This window comes from Thalassotalea fonticola, assembly GCF_032911225.1.
Classification (GTDB): domain Bacteria; phylum Pseudomonadota; class Gammaproteobacteria; order Enterobacterales; family Alteromonadaceae; genus Thalassotalea_A; species Thalassotalea_A fonticola.
In genome coordinates this window covers 2,145,833-2,164,663 of the sequence record NZ_CP136600.1, presented here as the reverse complement: position 1 = coordinate 2,164,663, position 18,831 = coordinate 2,145,833, and the positions used below count along the sequence as shown (strand labels likewise).

Genomic DNA, 18,831 nt, shown 5'->3' with positions numbered 1-18,831 from the left:
AAACTATGCGTGGATCTATGAGTAAAGAACAACAGCCAAAACATCCGTTATATATACCTTATGCAGGCCCGACATTACTTGAAACGCCTTTATTAAATAAAGGTAGTGCATTTACCAGTGGTGAACGGGTAAGCTTCAACTTAACTGGTTTGATCCCGCCGCGCTTTGAAACTATTGAAGAGCAAGTTGAGCGTGCTTATATGCAATACTCTAGTTTTCAAACCCCGATAAATAAGCATATTTACTTACGCAATATTCAAGATAAAAATGAAACTTTATTTCATGCGTTAGTACAGTCTCATTTAGATGAAATGCTGCCAATCATCTACACACCAACGGTTGGTGATGCTTGTGAACGATTCTCTGATATTTACCGCAGTAATCGTGGTTTGTTTATTTCATATGCTGAAAGGCATCAAATAGATGACATTCTTCATAATGCCACCAAGCATAAAGTTAAGGTAATTGTTGTTACTGATGGTGAGCGTATTCTTGGTTTAGGCGATCAAGGTATTGGCGGTATGGGCATTCCAATTGGTAAACTTTCATTGTACACGTCGTGTGGTGGCATTAGTCCGGCTTATACCATGCCAATCATGCTTGATGTTGGTACGAATAATGAAAAATTGCTAAACGACCCTATGTATATGGGCGCTCGTCATAAACGTATTAGCCAAGAAGAATATAACGATTTTGTCGATCTGTTTATTAAGGCGGTAACTCGTAGGTGGCCAAATGTATTATTACAGTTTGAAGATTTTGCTCAGCCAAATGCAATGCCATTGTTACAGCGTTATCGTAATGAAATTTGTTGCTTTAATGATGACATTCAAGGTACGGCCTCAGTCACTGTGGGTACTTTACTGGCGGCGTGCCGTATTAAAGGCAAGCCGCTTTCACAGCAAAAGGTAGCTTTTGTTGGTGCAGGCTCTGCTGGGTGTGGCATTGCTGAGCAAATTATCGCGCAAATGTGTTCAGAAGGGTTAACCGACGAACAAGCCCGCAAACAAGTTTTCATGGTTGATAGATATGGTTTATTAACTGATGGTATGGCTGATTTACGAGATTTTCAGCAGAAACTTGTCCAGCAAACTGACGTCATTTCAAATTGGCAATTCTCAGGTGAATATGCTGCTCTTTTAGATGTAATGCAATGTGCTAAACCAGACATTCTTATTGGTGTTTCAGGTCAAGCCGGACTATTCACTGAACAAGTGGTCAAAGCGATGGCTGAGGGTACCGATAAACCAATAATTTTTCCGTTATCTAATCCTTCCAAGCAAGTGGAAGCCACGCCAGAACAAGTGATTAATTGGACTGAAGGTAATGTAGTTATCGCCACCGGCAGTCCATTTTCGCCTGTTGAATATAACGGCGAAACATTTCACATCGCTCAATGTAATAATTCTTATATTTTTCCCGGTATTGGTTTAGGGGTTTTAGCCGCAAATATTAAGTTTATTAGTGACGAAATGTTAATGCTAGCCAGTGAAACACTAGCGAATGCATCTCCACTGGCTAATACTGGTAAAGGTGAATTGTTACCACCGCTGACTGAAATTGCCAGTATTAGTAGAAGCATAGCATTTGCGATAGGCAAGCTTGCTATGCAGCAAGGATTAGCTTTAGAAATTACTGAGAAACAATTATTAGCCAATATTGAAGCGAATTTCTGGAAACCAGAATATCGAGCTTATAAGCGTTCAACGATATAGAACAAAAAAAGAGGCTGCTAAAGTTAATTAGCAGCCTCTTTTTAAATTAAATATACTTAGTCGCTTACGGTAAGTAAATTAAAGTCATTAAGCTCATTAATACTATTGGATAATTCGGTTTCGAGTTGGTCTAAACTTTTTAGGTTATGACATAGCTTTTCGGCTTGCTTGCCCAGTTCTTCAGCTTTACCCTCAACAGCCATTTCTATATCTTTGCCCATATTTTCCATACGTTCGCCAAAAGCTTCCATATTTTCTTCAAAATTTCCTTCTTCACTGTTCATTGCACTGCCAACGGCAATCAGAATATCACCGACAGAATCAGTTATTAGCTCTTCAATTTCATCTTCTAGCTCTTCTTCCATAAATTCATCAAATTCATCAAAGTCTTGCTCTGCGATAAAGTAGCTACCATCTTTTTCATTGAAGCGTTTTTCAACTTCGCTATTAATCTTGGTAAAAATGCTATCAACACGTGCTTTGCTTTTTTCGTTGTCACCACTTAAACCAATAACAACATGACTAACAGCTTGAAAGGCAATTTCAACTGCATCTTCAGCAAGAGTTACAACTTCAGGTACTTGCCTATTTATTTGCTCAGAATATTCAGCAACTAGCGCTTGTTGTCGCTCACTCAAATCGACTAACTTACCTTCAACAAACAGCTGCTGATTATTGTTGATCTGTACATAGGTTTCATCGTTATTGATAAAGCGAATGTTATCACCTTCAACCACCACACCGTAGTTAACATCTATAGAGCATTCGTCGCTATTAAACGAGTAACTGCCAGATTTTGAATCAGATCCATGGCCTTTTTCGTGCGCAATTGTTGCGGTGCTTAACAGTGTTGTACTCAGTAATAGGCTTGCTGTTAAATTTACAATTAGTGATTTTTTCATGAGTTGTTCCATAATTTTATTGTACTTAATAGCTATTAAAGCAAAATATTTGCCAATAATATATTTTATATAATTTTCAGTGTGTTATGCCTTTTTCTGATAAGTTTAAAAGGTTAAATGTTAATTTAATCAATTATTTTTAGTCAATTTAACTAATTGTTAACAATACATAATACCATTCTGCATAAAGAATGACTGAGTTGACCATATCTTTATGCAGATTGGTTTAACTATGTTTTTGAATTGAATTGGCGCTCGACAAAATAACGTGGTTCATCATGGTAACCTAAAATTAATCGACGAATTAAATCTAAGCCAGTGTTGGCGATAAAATTTTGAAAATGAATTCGATGTGTGGGTAAGTACAACTTCTTAGTGAACACTTGCTGTTTATTAGCCCATGCAAGCCATACTGTGCCAACAGGTTTATCTTCTGTGCCACCATCAGGACCGGCAACACCCGACACTGAAACTGCATAGTCAGCTGCACTCACGGCCAAAGCACCGCTAACCATTTCTTTTACTACTTGCTCACTTACTGCACCAAATTGTTCTAAGGTTTGTGCATTTACATTAACTAATTTTTCTTTCATTCGATTCGAATAAGTCACAAATCCAGCTTCAAAAACATCTGAACAACCAGCTACGCCAGTCAGCTGAGCGGCGATCATTCCGCCGGTGCAAGATTCTGCTGTGGTAATTGTTTTACCGTTTTGCTTCAATAATTTAACCACTGTCGCTGCGATAGAGTCGCCGTTTTCACTGACGATATGTTGGCCTAATAGCCCCTTGATTTTACTGTACCACTCATCTCTAAGGGTTGTTGAGGTATGACTTCTGCTGGTTAACTTTACCTCTAAAAGTGGCATGGTTGCACGGAACCCAAGTTCGATTTCTTCTGGCCAATTAGGGTAGCTATCATTAACCATTTTTTGTAAACCGGATTCACCAATACCAAACACCTTAAGCTTTTGCGTAACGGTTTGCAGCTCTTCGGGTAACTGCTCTGCAATATTAGGTAAAATTTCTTCTCGCAGCATTGCTTTTAATTCAACAGGTACACCAGGAGTACAAATTATTTGACAGCTGTTATGATTAATAGAAAAACCTGGCGCGCTGCCAATTGGGTTATGTACGATATCACAACCTGTAGGTAGTAAAGCTTGCTTCAAATTCGGCCCTGTTAATCGATAACTGCGTTTTACACACCATGCTTTTACTTGTTCTAATGCTGTTGGGTGTATCGCTAGTGATTGCTTAGTTGTTTCTGACAAGGCTTGGGCGGTCATATCATCAACGGTTGGCCCCAAACCGCCATTTATAATCAGTATATCTGCGTCTTTACTGAGCTGTTCCATTTGCTCAGTTAGTAATTGCATATTATCACCAACAGTAACTTTGCGGGTAAGCTCTACACCCAGATTTTTCAGCTCACGGGCAATAAATACTGAATTCGTATCAACAATATCCCCACTCATTAATTCGTTACCAGTAAGTAATAACTGCACATTTAACATTAATAACTGCCCTTCTTTTTAATAGTTTGTAGAATAAGGTAATGTATCACTTTGAGTGGGCTAAAAAAAATTTTAAATGTGTTTAAACCTTTTTGTTTTACCTTGCATCTTAATTAACAGATAAACAAAACATAAATAAACATATAAGGGGCAGTTGAAAGATCAACAGAACCTAAAGTAATTTGAAGGATTTTAAATGAATACGCTAAATAAATTTTCGCCGATAATTGCACTAACCGCTATGCTCGCTTTTGGTGCTCATGCAAATGTTGAAGATACTGTTGAGAAAACCTTTGAACTAAGTGGCAAAGGTCAATTAGTGCTCGATAATGTTAATGGTGATGTTGCGATCGAAGCCTGGCAACAAAACTCAGTAAAAGTAACTGCAGAAATTACCGCCGCTAATCAAAAGTCACGTGATCGCATAGATGTCAGCATGAAACAAAATGGCGATCGTATAACCGTAGAAACAGACTATCTTGAACAAGAAGGTGAATGGGGAAAGAATAGTAATGGTGGAAGTGTTAACTATACCGTTATGGTACCAGTAAATATTGATTTACGTAACATAGAATTAGTAAACGGCTCACTAACAATAAGCAATGTATCAGGTGAGCTTAATGCCGATGTGGTTAATGGCTCGGTCGAAGCAACTGGCTTAGCATCTGATGTAGAAGTTGATTCTGTTAATGGTGGTGTAGAGTTAACGTTTGCTGACAACGCGAAAAATATTGAAATTGAAGTTGAAACGGTAAATGGTGCTATTCATTTATATGTACCTGAAAATTTTGGTGCAAATGTAGAAGCAAGTACTGGTAATGGCGCCATTAAAACTGATTTTGGTTTAGCGGGAACTAAAGGCAAATATTACGGTAACGATCTAGAAGGCAGCTTCGGCGACTCTAGCAGTGATATAGAAGTCGAAAGCGTTAACGGTTCTATTCGAATCCTAAAAAAGTAAAACGTTAATTTAATAGCGTGAACAATGAGCCTGCTAACTAAGCAGGCTTTGTTGTTTTGCCAACACTATGTTGTATCATGTTTTTAAAATGCAGAAGTATTTAAATTTATAAGAGTTAACCCGTATGGTGTTGTCGTTGTTTTTTGCTGATATAATGCTGGCAATGTTAACTTATTAGAAAAATTGATGACTTATTTAAATTGTGTTGAAGTTGAACCAAAATCAGCTGCTACGGCTAGTGTTATTTGGTTACATGGTTTAGGCGCCGATGGCCATGATTTTGAGCCGATTGTGCCAGTATTAAATTTACCCGATTCATTGCCTATTCGTTTTGTATTCCCACACTCTCCTAAAATACCGGTAACTATCAATGGCGGCGTGGTAATGCCTGCTTGGTATGATATTTTAGACATGAGTATTGACCGCAAAGTTGATAGTGAGCAGCTAAATGCATCAGCACAATCGGTGCATAATTTGATTGAACGCGAAATTTCTCGTGGCATTCCGGCAGACAGAATCGTTATTGCCGGTTTTTCACAAGGTGGTGCTGTAGGTTATCAAGCTGCACTAACCTTTGATAAGCCACTGGCTGGTTTAATGGCAATGTCTACTTACTTTGCTACTAAAGATGACATTGAAGTGTCAGCTGCCAATAAAGGTATTGATATTGCGGTTATGCACGGTACTCAAGATCCTGTGGTTAGCCCTGTTTTAGGTGAACAGGCAGTAAACGCGCTTAAAAGTAAAGGCTTTAATCCAAGTTACCAAACTTATCCTATGCCACATGCTGTTTGTGCAGAACAAATTGCAGATGTGTCGGCTTGGTTGCAGAAAAAACTAAACTAAGAAGGTAATTTTTATGGCTAGGCAAGTTACATACGTGTTTAAAGGTAAGCGTAAAACCATACCATTTTCATTCAGTTTGTTTCACGATATGTATGAAGCTGCAGCAGCAGCTGAAAATGTAGATATAAAAAGCTTTCTTGCGATGGAGCAACAACTCGCATTAACGTCAAGAGGGCAGGGAATTTCGAAAAACTTCCGCCAAAAAGAATTTGCTCGTATGGGCTTTTCAGAAATTAAGTTTGTTCGTGAAGAAGAAGCTTAACGCAACAAATAATAGAAAATAAAAAGGGGCTTTAAGCCCCTTCTTTGTTTCTTAAGTCGCTTTCATTTGATAATAAACCACGTCTACGTCGCCCAACGGATCTTTATGCAAATCCGTTTTCAAATAAGTCATGCCAAGCTTTTTCATTATGTTGATAGAGCCAAGGTTTCCATCATCAGCAAGTGCGGTGAAAAAGTCGGCCTTGCCTAGTTGAGCTAAGGCGTTTTTTATTTGCTGCGCTGCTTCAAAACCATAACCTTTACCCCAAGAATTTTGCTTAAAGCGCCATCCTAGTTCTAGATCATTCCATAATGGCTGTTCATTAAAAAAATCTACCGGTCTAACTAACACCCAACCGATAAATTCATCGCTATCAGTAATATTTACTTGCCATAAACCCCAGCCTTCGCTTGGCTTACGGTACGCATTCAACCGTGGAATAAATCTATTGTTAATATCATCCCAAGTAGAGGATTTACCACCATTAATAAACTTCATTACTTCTGGGTCTTGATCTAATTCAAATAATAACTCACCATCGTTTTCATCCATAAGACGAAAGCTTAAGCGCTCAGAATTTTCAACGTTTATCATTTATTTACTCTCTCGGTATGCTTCACCCTCAACCATCCATTTAGCTGCCGGAGCACCTTTTAAGTAGTGATCAAAATACTGCTTCATCTTGATGGTATAGTCGACTTTATTTGGGTACTTTTTCAAGTGATGTGGTTCACCCTCGTACTGCAATAAAATCACATTTTTTTCTAGACGTCGCATTGCCATATACATTTCTACACCTTGTTGCCAAGGTACAGCATCATCAACATCACCAAATTGCATTAGTAATGGCGTATTAATACGGTCAGCAAAAAATACTGGCGAGTTCTCTATGTACAGGTCTCTACGCTCAAACATGCTGGCGCCAATTCGGCTTTGCCCCTGCTCATATTGGAACTGTCTAGCTAAGCCCGTTCCTAGACGAATACCAGAGTATGCACTGGTCATATTCGATACTGGTGCTCCAGATACTGCTGCGGCAAATATATCGGTTTCAGTAATCGCGTGCAATGTTTGGTAACCACTCCAACTGTGGCCATGTAAGCCAATTGCTTTTGGATCGGCAACACCCATGTCGATGATTTTTTGCAGGCCCGGTAAAATAGACTTATTAGTCGAGTGCCCTGGAGTACCTACTTCAAAGTGTACATCGGGTAAGAATACGGCGTAACCATTTGATGTATAAAATGGGAAGTTAGGCCTATGATTAACCTTCATCGCATTAAATTCATACATGCGCTGTGAAAAACGGCGATAGTAATAAACAACTACAGGGTATTGCATACCTTCTACATAATTTGCCGGTTTAATCAATACGCCTTGGTGTTTTACTCCCATGTTTGAACGCCATTCGACTAATTCAGACTGCCCCCATAAAAAGTCATCTTTTTGCGGATTAACATTGGTTATTTTTTTATTGTTGCTAAGGTTTAAATCTGCAACCCAGATATCAGGGTACTCATTAAAGTCTTCACGGGTATACAATAATTTATCGGCATGTTTTGCTTTCGCGATAAACTTGAATTTTTTATTCTCTTCCAACAGTTTTGTTAATTGCTCATTGGCTAAATTAAGTTGATAAAAACCAAAGTGTTTCAGCTCATCAGAATAACTGGTTAACAATAAACTTTCTTCATCGCTGAAGTAGTCTTGCTCATCATCAAGTTTATTTACTCTAAATTGTAATGAGTTAGGACGACCAACTGCACAGGTTAAACATTTTGCATCATCGCCATCCGTTTGTAATAACCAAATATCAAACTTGTCATACACTAAAACGCCATCATCATCTTCTAACCAGCCAGCGATACCGTAACCAGGAACTTTACTAGGATAATCATGATCTTCATCAGCAAAGCTTACCGGTAAATTCTTGGTGATATTGCGCTTTTTGTTATTGTTTCGATCATAAATCCAAATGTTTTCGTTTTCATAAAACGCGGCATAACGACCCGACTCACTTAGTTTTACATTGCTGTAACTACTTAGCTTTTTAGTCACCAGTGATTTTTTACCGTTATCTAAATCAACTATATAGATATCGCTAAAAAAACCTTCCCAAGTTCTTAACTTACGATAATTTAAATCTGTTTTGGCAATTACTGCGTTTTCGTTATTGCTAGCTTTTACTGAAATTACTTTTTTGTCGGCTAAGCGTACAAGCTTATTGTCATCTACATGGAAAACAGCGGTGAAGAATGACTTTTTATCTTTGCCTAGTTGGTATTTTTCATTAGTTTTAATTAATGAATCATCACCATGCCAAATTTGTAAGTTACGACCTTCAGTTAACTTTTCAATATTGTACAGGTCATCAGTTGATTCTGGTTTAGTATCAATTTCTGCTAGTTTTTCAACAACAGGTTTGAAACCAAAAAATAAACGTTCATCGTCAAGCGACCAAGTTAATTTATTGGTTTCTGGAATATACCAATTAGCCGCTTGTTTATCGTTAGTTTTGATGGTTTTGATTTTATTGTTGTTACTTTTCCAAATTTTTACTATATGGCTGCGAATATCATTTTCTTGACTAAAATCGCCTTGTAAAAATGCAACTTTATTACCTTCATTGTTCCAGCTAAAACCATTAAAACTGCTATTAGCTTTAGTAACTAATAAGCTGGTTTTGCTGGTTTTTACATTTAACGCTTTAAGAGCGTTTTCAACACCGTCTTTAGTTGAGATAGCGTAAACCAGATTTGGTGTTTTTTCAGCAAAAGCATAACCATCAACCTGTTCTATAACTTGCTGTTCCCCAGTTTCAAGATTAACAATGGTTAAACTTTTATTTATGCGTTTGCTATTAAATAATTTTATCTCTGCTTCTTCGTCATTTTGCTCAGCAGTGTTAGCTGGTTCAGAAGTAGTTGCTTCATCAGCTAATTTATCTTCAGCTTCAGGAATTTCGCTTATAAAAGCTAAATAACCAAATTTATCGCTTAATTGAAACGACTCAACCTTAGTGAACGTTACTCGTGCACCACTTGCTAAAGTGATTATTTCCAGATTGTTCTTAAGTTTCTTTTTAGCTTTTTTATCTGCTTGCTCTTTTGCTAACAAAGTAGGGGGAATAGTGACTGCGGCAAAACGGCCATCGGCTGAAATAGCACCACTTGTGCCATTTTCCACTTGATATTGTTTAGGGCTGTTAATTGCTTTTAAATAAAAAGTGCTATCCCCTCTATCGGGCTGTGCACTATAAGCAAGCCATTGTCCGTCTTCACTTAATTGAGGTTTAACAATTTGCTTAAACTTCATAATGTCCGTTACTGCTAACGGTCGTTGCTCGGCATTAATATTTGCTACTATTGCTAAGGTAAATGTCAGTGAAAATGTTAATTTTTTCAGTGTACCGATAAGAGATAAATTCATATAATATTTTTATGTGATCAATTTGTAATGATTATCACAGTCTTTACTTAACTAAATCAATAGTAACTTGGACAGGTAGCCGTTTTTAAGCGGTAAAGTGTAAAATATACGAGTATAATGGCTCAATAAATAGAGAATGTTAAAAAGAACATCGTTATGTTTAATCGCACACAATTAATTGGTCATTGGCATCGTAGTGAAAAGAGCGGTGAAGAAAGTTTTAGCGAATTTGCTCAGCTTTTTGCTGACGGTAGTTTTGTCTTTACTTTTTATACTTATAACATTGATGGTACATTACTCGAAGAGGTCAGCGAGCAAGGTGACTGGGGGCTGGTAGGCGATATTCACTTTACAATTACTAAGTCTGAAATCGTCAATAATCAACAATACCCAGCGAATATGGAAGATGAAGATAATTATCAAGTTTATCAAATCAGCCAATTAAATGACGATTCATTTACCTATCAACACATCCTAACCGGTGAAACCTTTACCCTGTCTAGGGTAGCGCCAAGTACTAACTAATTTTAAAAAAGCTGCTAAACTTTTATATATACCAGAGATGGATGTTCAAAGTTAATGACTTATAAAAATAGGTAGTTAAATGATGGATAGAACCGATAAAAGTTATAATATTGAGAGAGATACAGCTGAATTTCCAGTCGACCCAAATGGCAATATGTTGTGGCATATGGCGCAGGAAGGTGATGATTTGAATAGACCGAGAGAAATTCAATTTTCGGTAATTTTTCAAACACAAGAATTAGCATTAAAATTTGGTCGTTCGCTTTTGGCTAATAATCAAAAGCTTTCATTTTGTCCATATTTGGCTAACCCTGAATACCCATGGGAAATTACCGCTTATCCAGAAATGCAGGCAAGTTATACTAATATCATCAGTTATCAACTGCTGTTGGAAACTGAAGCTCGAAAGTTTGATGGTATTTATGATGGTTGGTATTGTTTACCGCAAGGGAATAATCTAAATTAAGTAATTATGTAAAGGATTAGTATTAATACTAATAGCCAAATAACGCCAATAGAAGAAATCATGTCAGCTGTAGATTTTTCAAAGCTTAATAAACTTACCGCCAAATCATTTAATGACCAAAAGGCAATCATTAAAAAAGTTATGCTAGGTCGGCAAGTCAAATGTAAAGTTTGTCAACAAACGTTAATTTTAATTCCTCCCAGTAACAACAAATCTGAAAATAAAAATCCGAATCAGTCAGGGATATTTTGTCCTAATGGTTGTACTGATATTGAACTCGACATGGGCTAATTTATTCGTAACTATGTCCATTACTATTCGAGCAGCACAAGTTGCTGATGCAACCCCAACAATTAATTATATCTTTAGTTCTGGGCCAGCAGCTTTTGATTATGTCTTTCAACAATCAAAACCGTTTCTGCAGGAAAGTTTTTCTAGAGGACGAAGTCAATTCGGTTTTCAAAACCACCATGTTGCCTTACTTAATGAACAGGTAGTGGCAAGTATTGCCTGTTTTGACCGTAATGAAGCGCAAAGCATGGAAATGGGGTGTATTTTAGATATGCTGAAATTTTATCGTTGGCGGTTTCCTTTTGCTGCAATTAGGGGCTTACGCTTTGAATGTATTGTGCCTAAACCGGTAAAACATAGCTTATATATAGCCCACTTAGGTGTGGCAGAGCAATGTCGAGGTCAAGGGGTAGGTAAGCAATTAATTGCTTGGGCCATCAACAAAGCGGAGGCTCAAGGTTATCAGTCAGTGTCACTTGATGTTGCCAAGTCTAATCCATTGGCTGAAAAGTTGTATATATCATTAGGGTTTAAACAAATAGCCTATCGAAAATCATCAATTACCGGTATTTCAGATCACGCAACTTTACTATATAGGTTGCGGTAATCTTGAATTATTTAGCGCACCTTTATTTTGCCAAACCGACCAAATACTCATTGGCTGGAAATCTAATGGGCGACTTTACCAAAGGTGTTGATTTAAGCTTATTACCATTGCCTGTTGTTAATGGCATTTATAATCATCGAGTTATCGATAAATATACCGATAATCATCCGTGCGTTAGAGCATTAAAGTTGTTATTAACAACTAAGCGACGGCGTTTTTCAGCGGTTATCTCTGATGTGGTTTTTGATCATTTTTTAGTGCGTCATTGGGATAAATTTAGTGAGCTATCATTCAACGAGTTTAGTCAGCATAGTTATCAGCAACTTAGTTTAGTACTCGATATAATGCCCGAAAGAATGCGCTTTACAGTTGATAAAATGATTAGTCAGGATTGGCTTAGCTCATATCAAGATATTGATCATACCGGTAAGGCGATAGACTCAATTTCAAAAAGGATCCGTTTTGAAAATAATTTAGCGGGTGCAATTGAAGAAGTAAAATTACACTACGAGCAATATGAATCTGCCTTCTTAGAGTTTTTCCCTCAATTACAAATATACATGCTAACCAACGGCAAAGAATAAAAACGTACTTATGCAGAATGGTATTAATTGACCTCGAATTTAACATTGTTGCTAAGACTTTAATTAAGTTGTTTTGTTAAAATTTAATTTTAATAGTCGATGAAAAGTTTTTATGCCGGTAAATAATTTTAACTTAGAGCAATTTATTGTTAAAGCCCGCCAAGCTGCGGTTAGCCAAAACCCCATTAAAGCAGCTGAATCTCTGCTGCAATATACCGTAGCTGACTGTGAGAATGTTATTAATCACATGCCGATAATTGCAGAGTGTGAAAGAATGTTGTTTGAAGATGACACTGTTTCTATTTGGTATTGTCGATTTGAACCAAGTACAGTTGTCCCGGCTCATGATCATAAGATGCACGTCGTCGTTGGTGTTTACCAAGGTACTGAAGAACATACTTTTTTTGACAATAGCAATGGTATATATAAAGAAGTGCAATCAATAAGTCTAGGTGCAGGAGAAGTCGAGAAACTCAGCCCGAAACAAATACATACGGTTACTGCAAAAAATACTGCAAGTCACGCATTACACATTTACCTTGGTAAATTATCTACTGTTGAACGCTCTTTATTTGACTTTGAAAGTGGTAAAGAAATTCCGTTCACTTTAAATAACTATGAAAAACTAGCGCAAATACCTTAATTATTATTTCAACAACAAGAAATGCAAACTGCCAAGGATGCTTTAAGTTTGTAAACTTATTTTATATACTTGAGCGATTCAAAAATTAAGAAAAATATTATGAAAGCATTTACTAAAAAAATTGGCTACGTTTACGCATTTGCCATTGGCGCTTTAATTATTGGTACTTTGGTTGATAACGATCCAGCCATAAAATCTATTGATACATTTATCGCGGAACAAGAAATAGATAAATCAGCAGATAAATGGAAAGAGCAATTACCTAAACCTCCACAAGTAACATTCGCAGAAAACAAAACATACTTCTGGGAGCTGGTAACAAATAAAGGTCCGGTAACTATAGAGTTATTTCCACAATACGCTCCTATGCATGTTTCAAGTACAATATATCTAACTAAATTGGGCTTTTATGATGAGTTGAAATTTCATCGGGTTATCCCTGGTTTTATGGCGCAAGGTGGCGATCCTCAGGGGACCGGCCGTGGTAACCCTGGTTTTAAATATGAAGGTGAATTTCATCAAGACGCAAGCCACAGTAAACCCGGCATGTTATCTATGGCGAATGCCGGACCAAATACCGATGGTTCACAATTTTTTATTACCTTTAAAGAAACTCGTTTTCTAGATGGACGTCATACCGTATTTGGTCAGGTCGTTGATGGTATGGATACCTTGCAAGAACTTGAAAAACTGGGAAGCCAAAGCGGTAAACCGAGTGAAGAACTGTTGATTATGACCGCGGCTATTGCAGTAAGATAGCAGTTACTAAAATAACCATGAATACTCGTTGATTTATTAATCAACGTGTATTTTTTACTTCAAGGAAGAAGGAATGCAAATCGCCAAGGACAGCTCGAACACGTCCATGCGAACGTGGCATTCAATACATCCTATATCTCATGGCAATAGATTTGTAACGTCTTTTAAAAGGTATTACATAAATGTTGCTATGTCATCGAATGGCTTTTTAGTTTGCGCATGTTTGGGCACAGTGGCATCAGCAGCAGGGTAGCCTGCAATTAATAACATATACGCTCTATCATTATCACCACGTTGGCATATTTTATTTAAAAATGACATTGGTTTTGGCGTGTGAGTAAGTGTTGCTAAACCTGAACTATGCAAAGCATTAATTAAAAATCCGGTCGCGATTCCAACCGATTCGTGGACATAGTAGTTAGTATTTCTATCTTCAATATCTAAGCCGCCACGCTTTTGACTAAATATAGCAATTAACCAAGGTGCCTTTTCTAAATAGGGTTTACTCGCATCAGTACCTAATGGTTTCAAAGCATCTAACCATTCTTCACCGGCTCTGCCATCATAAAACCCTTGCTCATGTAATTCAGCTTGCTCGCGTATTTGTTTCTTTATTTCACTGGAATGTATGGCAACAAAATGCCAAGGCTGATGGTTTGCGCCACTTGGGGCAGAAGCTGCGGCCTTGATGCAATTCTCTATTACCGCTTTATCGACGTCTCGGTCACTAAATTTTCGCACTGAATGACGGCGCTTAATGTCATTATAAAAATCTTCGGAACGATTGAGCATTTCATCAGCGGGGTACTCAATAAAGTCATTCAGTGGTGAACTATCATGATCTTTCATAGAATATTCTCATTATTATTTAGATACATTTTGTCTTAGCATAACTAGCTGTACGGTTATCAATCAAGTAAAAAATTTGCTAATATGAGCACTAATTACCTATCTAAAGTTATCAGCATTTATGTCAGTGCAATCTCAAATTCATCATCCTTGGAAAACACCGTTTGTGTTTTTAGTCTTATCATCTGTAGTTATGACCTTAGCTTTTTCGGGGTGGATGGCTATGTTGAATAATTTCACCATTGAAGTTGCCAACTTTAGTGGCGCAGAAATCGGTATGTTGCAGTCACTGCGCGAAATTCCGGGCTTTTTAGCTTTTACTGCAATTTTTTTATTATTAATAATGAAAGAGCAAACCTTTGCGTTAACTTCGTTATGTTTATTAACTATTGGTGTTGCTGTAACCGGCTACTTCCCTTCAGAGTACGGCTTATATGCGACAACTGTTATCATGTCTATTGGTTTTCATTATTATGAAACGGTGAATCAATCACTGAGCTTGCAGTGGTTCTCAAAAGAAGAAGCACCCGAAAAACTGGGTAAACTTATTTCGATAAAATCGATTGCTGCGCTAGTTGTATACGGTTTTATTTGGTTGGCCTTCAGTTATTTTTCTATGGAGTTTATCAACGCTTATGTAATTCTAGGTGGTTTAGGACTAACCATAACGTTATGGATGTGGCTATTCATGCCGCATTTTCCTGAAAAAGTGGTTCAACATAAAAAAATAATTCTTCGTAAACGTTATTCACTTTATTATTTACTTACATTTTTAAGTGGTGCAAGAAGGCAAATATTTGTTGTTTTTGCAGGTTTTATGATGGTTGAAAAATTTGGCTATTCAGTGGCTGATATCACCTTGTTGTATATGCTGAATCATTTACTGAATATTTATATTGCGCCTAAAATAGGTGCATGGATTGGCCGAGTTGGTGAGCGTAAAGCGTTAACATTTGAATACATAGGATTAATTCTTGTATTCAGCGGTTATGCTTTAGTTGAAAATGCGAATATTGCCGCAGCTTTGTATGTTATTGATCACGTATTTTTTGCCATGGCAATTGCGATCAAAACCTATTTCCAAAAAATAGCAGATCCGAAAGATATAGCTTCGAATGCTGGCGTAAGCTTTTCAATAAATCACATAGCAGCAGTGGTGATCCCGGCAAGCTTTGGTTTGTTATGGCTATACAGTCCAAGCTTAGTCTTTTATGCTGGTGCAGGTATCGCCGCTTGTTCATTACTCGCTAGCCAATGGGTGAATACTAAACCTGAGCAAAAGGCAATTGCAGTGGTTTAACATTTAACACCTAGGTAATGTTGGTTAATGCTATAGATGAGAAAAATTATTAATGTATACCAAAGCTTAGGAGCTAGCCGTTATATGCTAGAGATGCTTTTAAGTAATTTAAAGGCGTACATTGATACCAACGATAAAAAGCGCGATTAAAAGAACTTTGTTCATTAAAACCTAACTCTGTTGAAATCTGTCCCAAAGACATTTTCCCTAGATATAGCTTTAATCGCCTTTGTCTCTCCAGATCCAACAATTGTGAAAAATAAACCTGATCTTCTTTTAGCCGGCGTTGTAAAGTGCGTGTTGATAAGTGAAAACTTGCTGCGGTGTTTTTAATGTCACATTCTTGCAAATCAGTTTTAGCCATTAAAAACTGATTCACCTTGTCGAAAAACTTTTCTTGCTCACGTAATTGATCTAACTGTTGTTCAGACTCTTGTTTTAACATTTGATGAATATTGCTGTTTTCGGTTCGAAATGGCTGCGTCAAATAATTTAAGGGGAATTGTATTCTGTTTGTTTTGCAATTGCCTGTTACCGGACAATGGAACCAAGCAGCTAAAATTTCTTCTTGCTCAGCTTTCCAATGGTGGCTAAAACAAACTTTTGTTGGTGATAAATGCGCACCAATTAACTGTCTAATGACCGCAACCCACGCGGTCATATTACGCAATACAACTTGCTCATTACAGCTATGATTTGGTATCCAGGTAATTTCAGCAAATTTGTGGTTTTTACAGAATTTCACTTTGCCAATATCGGCAACTAAGGTGTCGTACTGAATTAAGGCATTTATAGCAGTAGTCAAATTTTCACTAGACTCAACTAAATAACCTAGTAAACCATAATCTGCAGTACGAATATCCTGTCCTAAAAAAAAGCCAAATAATGGCTCAGATAATGAAGCTTTAGCGAAGTGCAGCAGAGCATTGTATTGGGTTAATGGCACTCTATTATTTTTATCTCTGAAATTAACTTCATCATGGCGCTCAAATTGAATTGCAGATAACGCCGTATTTCTATCAATACCATTTTTCTCTAAATACTCAAGTACACTTGAAAAATAGGTATTCGTTATTGTATCCATATGTCACTTAAAGAGAAAAAGAGGTCATCAATTTACAAGTTTGCCATGAATTATTTTTATAAGCTAGTTACTCACTGTGCTCATTCACTTGGAATGAGCTGATATTAATTTTGTTTAAGCAAAGACTGGTAAATTCAATGTACTATTTTTTTGTTAAATAGGAGGTCGATTAAAGATGAATTCCGAAGTGATTTTATTGGCGTTAAGCCCATTGTTTTTAGCCTTTATATGCTATGAGTTTTTTGCTCATGGTGGTTTTTATGAAATTAAAGATAGTTTGGCTAATGGCGTCTTGGCATTGTTGCATCAAGGCACTGATGCGATTGCATTATTGTTGCTGATGCCATTCTTTTATTGGTTACATCAATATCGTTTGTTGGAGATAAGTTTAACTCCTGTAAGCTTATTCATTGCCTTTTTACTGCAAGATTTTTTATATTATTGGTTTCATAAAGCCTCACATAATATTCATTGGTTTTGGGCGGCACATGTTGTGCATCACAGCTCAACCAAGATGAACTTTTCAACCGCCTTTAGACAAAGCCTAATGTATCCAGTTGCTGGTATGTGGTTGTTTTGGCTACCAATGATCATCATTGGTTTCGACCCTCGTACCGTATTTACGGTAGTGGCTATTAATTTAGCTTATCAATTCTTTGTCCATACCCAAGTTGTTGATAAATTAGGTTGGTTTGAAAAAGTATTCAACACGCCATCGCATCACCGGGTTCATCATGCAACGAACTCAGCATATCTTGATAAAAATTTTGCCGGTGTGCTTATAATTTGGGATAAATTATTTGGAACATTCGTTGCTGAAGATAAAGACAACCCTTGTCACTACGGTATCATTGGCCAAATAAATAGTAATAATCCGTTAACGATCACTTTTCATCAGTGGCAGCATTTAATAAAAATGGTGAAGCAGAAGCATGGATTTAGGGAAAAAATAACGGAGTTACTGTCTTACCCTAGCAGTTCGGTTAACAGCGAAAAATGAAGAATAGCTGAAATAATAGGGTCAGATCTAAATTAAAATTTATCGTAAACCAAAAAACTTCCGAGTTGTACAGAATATTCAGCAGCGATGAATAATATTATAACCAATCAGAGAAGCTTAAGTTTACAGTACGTCATAAAAACACTGTTATTTAAAAATGAACTACACTAGTTGCTATTATGTCTTTCGAGCTTAATCGATTTTTATGGGAGGTAATAATGGCCAATGATGTGGTGATAGAAGCATGGAATACAGTATTATTTAAAAAATTTAGCCGGTTTAAATTTCTCTTTGTCGAGGGCTATGCAGCTATTAGCGAACAAGTATTTAAACGACACCCACCTCCTACTGACGGAAAAATGTTAGATGTTGGTTGTGGCTTTGGTGATTGTACAATTCGTATTGCGAAGTTAATCGGTGCTGACGGAGTGTCCTATGGGGTTGATTGCGCTACGAACTTTATCCAAGAATGTCAGCTTTCGGCAGAGCAAGAGCGCCTAAAAAATACTAATTTTTTTGTTGCTGATGTAGAAGTAGATGATTTAGGTGGTCCTTATGACGAAGCCTTTGCTCGCTTTGGCACTATGTTTTTTAACATGCCAAGTCTGGCGCTGAAAAATATTCGTTCCTCGTTAAAGCCGGGGGCTAAGTTCACCCAAGTGGTGTGGCGAAAAAGAGAAGACAACCCTTGGCTTCATGATGCTGAGTTGTGCGTTAAGGAAATCGTCCCAGTGGTCTCTCATGAAGAAACCGACGCTGTACATTGCGGCCCAGGCCCATTTTCTATGTCTGGTCCTGATATGGTCAGCGACATGTTGCAAGCGGTTGGCTTTGAGCGAGTTCAGTTTGAACGTTTTGATTCAGAGATATGTATTGGTCGTAGTATTGAAGAAGCTATCCAATTTGCTTTAGAGTTAGGCCCATGTGGTGAAATAATTCGTTTAGCTGGAGAAGAAGGGCAACGACTCAAACCTGAAGTTGAATTAGCTCTTACTGATGTGATTGGTAAATTTGAGCGTGAAGATGGCAGCGTCTGGGCACCGTCGAGCGCATGGTTTATTACTGCATACAATCCTCTATGAGAACGTATT

Annotated in this window: 20 protein-coding genes; 14 read left to right on the top strand and 6 right to left on the bottom strand. The window is 37.3% G+C overall.

Features of this window, described 5'->3' with window-relative positions; genetic code table 11:
- Positions 1-17: 17 nt before the first annotated feature.
- Positions 18-1,715: an NAD-dependent malic enzyme gene (locus RI844_RS08855; protein WP_348398086.1), complete on the top strand. Its 1,698-nt coding sequence runs from the start codon at positions 18-20 to the stop codon at positions 1,713-1,715.
- Between the two features lie 56 nt (positions 1,716-1,771).
- Here RI844_RS08855 and RI844_RS08850 read toward each other — a convergent pair whose 3' ends face one another.
- Positions 1,772-2,617, bottom strand: a complete 846-nt coding sequence (locus RI844_RS08850) for a DUF2884 family protein (RefSeq protein ID WP_348398085.1) — start codon at positions 2,615-2,617, stop codon at positions 1,772-1,774.
- 230 nt (positions 2,618-2,847) lie between these two features.
- Positions 2,848-4,134, bottom strand: coding sequence for a CinA family nicotinamide mononucleotide deamidase-related protein (locus RI844_RS08845; protein ID WP_348398084.1), 1,287 nt, complete (start codon positions 4,132-4,134; stop codon positions 2,848-2,850).
- Between the two features lie 196 nt (positions 4,135-4,330).
- On the opposite strand from RI844_RS08845, the gene RI844_RS08840 reads away from it, so the two are divergent.
- The 3 genes from RI844_RS08840 (at position 4,331) to RI844_RS08830 (ending at position 6,203) form a co-directional block, all read left to right on the top strand.
- On the top strand, positions 4,331-5,095 hold the full coding sequence (locus RI844_RS08840) for a DUF4097 family beta strand repeat-containing protein (RefSeq protein ID WP_348398083.1): 765 nt from the start codon (positions 4,331-4,333) through the stop codon (positions 5,093-5,095).
- A 186-nt stretch (positions 5,096-5,281) separates the two neighbouring features.
- Positions 5,282-5,941 (top strand): alpha/beta hydrolase, encoded by a 660-nt coding sequence (locus tag RI844_RS08835; protein ID WP_348398082.1) that lies wholly within the window; start codon positions 5,282-5,284, stop codon positions 5,939-5,941.
- A gap of 13 nt (positions 5,942-5,954) precedes the next feature.
- Positions 5,955-6,203 carry a DUF2960 domain-containing protein gene (locus tag RI844_RS08830; protein WP_348398081.1) on the top strand — a complete coding sequence of 83 codons (249 nt, stop codon included), beginning with the start codon at positions 5,955-5,957 and terminating at the stop codon, positions 6,201-6,203.
- 51 nt (positions 6,204-6,254) lie between these two features.
- Here the strand turns inward: RI844_RS08830 and RI844_RS08825 are convergent, their stop codons facing one another.
- Both RI844_RS08825 and RI844_RS08820 read right to left on the bottom strand, forming a co-directional pair.
- A complete protein-coding gene (locus RI844_RS08825) occupies positions 6,255-6,797 on the bottom strand; it encodes a GNAT family N-acetyltransferase (RefSeq protein ID WP_348398080.1) in 543 nt (180 codons plus the stop codon).
- A complete protein-coding gene (locus RI844_RS08820) occupies positions 6,798-9,632 on the bottom strand; it encodes a S9 family peptidase (RefSeq protein ID WP_348398079.1) in 2,835 nt (944 codons plus the stop codon).
- Positions 9,633-9,788: 156 nt separating this feature from the next.
- Between RI844_RS08820 and RI844_RS08815 the strand changes: the two genes are divergently transcribed.
- The 7 genes from RI844_RS08815 (at position 9,789) to RI844_RS08785 (ending at position 13,507) form a co-directional block, all read left to right on the top strand.
- Positions 9,789-10,157: a hypothetical protein gene (locus tag RI844_RS08815; protein WP_348398078.1), complete on the top strand. Its 369-nt coding sequence runs from the start codon at positions 9,789-9,791 to the stop codon at positions 10,155-10,157.
- 79 nt (positions 10,158-10,236) lie between these two features.
- The gene (locus tag RI844_RS08810; protein WP_348398077.1) at positions 10,237-10,623 is read left to right on the top strand and encodes a ribonuclease E inhibitor RraB; all 387 of its coding nucleotides are present in this window, start codon (positions 10,237-10,239) and stop codon (positions 10,621-10,623) included.
- A 60-nt stretch (positions 10,624-10,683) separates the two neighbouring features.
- Positions 10,684-10,914, top strand: a complete 231-nt coding sequence (locus RI844_RS08805; protein WP_348398076.1) for a hypothetical protein — start codon at positions 10,684-10,686, stop codon at positions 10,912-10,914.
- A complete protein-coding gene (locus RI844_RS08800; RefSeq protein WP_348398075.1) occupies positions 10,880-11,521 on the top strand; it encodes a GNAT family N-acetyltransferase in 642 nt (213 codons plus the stop codon). Before RI844_RS08805 ends, RI844_RS08800 begins: the two co-directional genes overlap by 35 nt.
- Before the next feature lie 2 nt (positions 11,522-11,523).
- On the top strand, positions 11,524-12,105 hold the full coding sequence (locus RI844_RS08795; protein ID WP_451923624.1) for an acyl carrier protein phosphodiesterase: 582 nt from the start codon (positions 11,524-11,526) through the stop codon (positions 12,103-12,105).
- 112 nt (positions 12,106-12,217) lie between these two features.
- Entirely contained in the window at positions 12,218-12,748 is a 531-nt protein-coding gene (locus tag RI844_RS08790; RefSeq protein WP_348398073.1) for a hypothetical protein, read from the top strand.
- 99 nt (positions 12,749-12,847) lie between these two features.
- The gene (locus tag RI844_RS08785; protein ID WP_348398072.1) at positions 12,848-13,507 is read left to right on the top strand and encodes a peptidylprolyl isomerase; all 660 of its coding nucleotides are present in this window, start codon (positions 12,848-12,850) and stop codon (positions 13,505-13,507) included.
- 174 nt (positions 13,508-13,681) lie between these two features.
- Here RI844_RS08785 and RI844_RS08780 read toward each other — a convergent pair whose 3' ends face one another.
- The gene (locus RI844_RS08780) at positions 13,682-14,356 is read right to left on the bottom strand and encodes a nitroreductase family protein (RefSeq protein ID WP_348398071.1); all 675 of its coding nucleotides are present in this window, start codon (positions 14,354-14,356) and stop codon (positions 13,682-13,684) included.
- Between the two features lie 121 nt (positions 14,357-14,477).
- Here RI844_RS08780 and RI844_RS08775 point away from each other — a divergent pair, with 121 nt between their 5' ends.
- Positions 14,478-15,656, top strand: a complete 1,179-nt coding sequence (locus tag RI844_RS08775; RefSeq protein WP_348398070.1) for an MFS transporter — start codon at positions 14,478-14,480, stop codon at positions 15,654-15,656.
- A gap of 73 nt (positions 15,657-15,729) precedes the next feature.
- On the opposite strand, the gene RI844_RS08770 is transcribed toward RI844_RS08775, so the two are convergent.
- A complete protein-coding gene (locus RI844_RS08770) occupies positions 15,730-16,740 on the bottom strand; it encodes an AraC family transcriptional regulator (protein ID WP_348398069.1) in 1,011 nt (336 codons plus the stop codon).
- 175 nt (positions 16,741-16,915) lie between these two features.
- Between RI844_RS08770 and RI844_RS08765 the strand changes: the two genes are divergently transcribed.
- Both RI844_RS08765 and RI844_RS08760 read left to right on the top strand, forming a co-directional pair.
- A complete protein-coding gene (locus tag RI844_RS08765; protein ID WP_348398068.1) occupies positions 16,916-17,740 on the top strand; it encodes a sterol desaturase family protein in 825 nt (274 codons plus the stop codon).
- Positions 17,741-17,919: 179 nt separating this feature from the next.
- A complete protein-coding gene (locus tag RI844_RS08760) occupies positions 17,920-18,822 on the top strand; it encodes a class I SAM-dependent methyltransferase (RefSeq protein WP_348398067.1) in 903 nt (300 codons plus the stop codon).
- Positions 18,823-18,831: the final 9 nt, after the last annotated feature.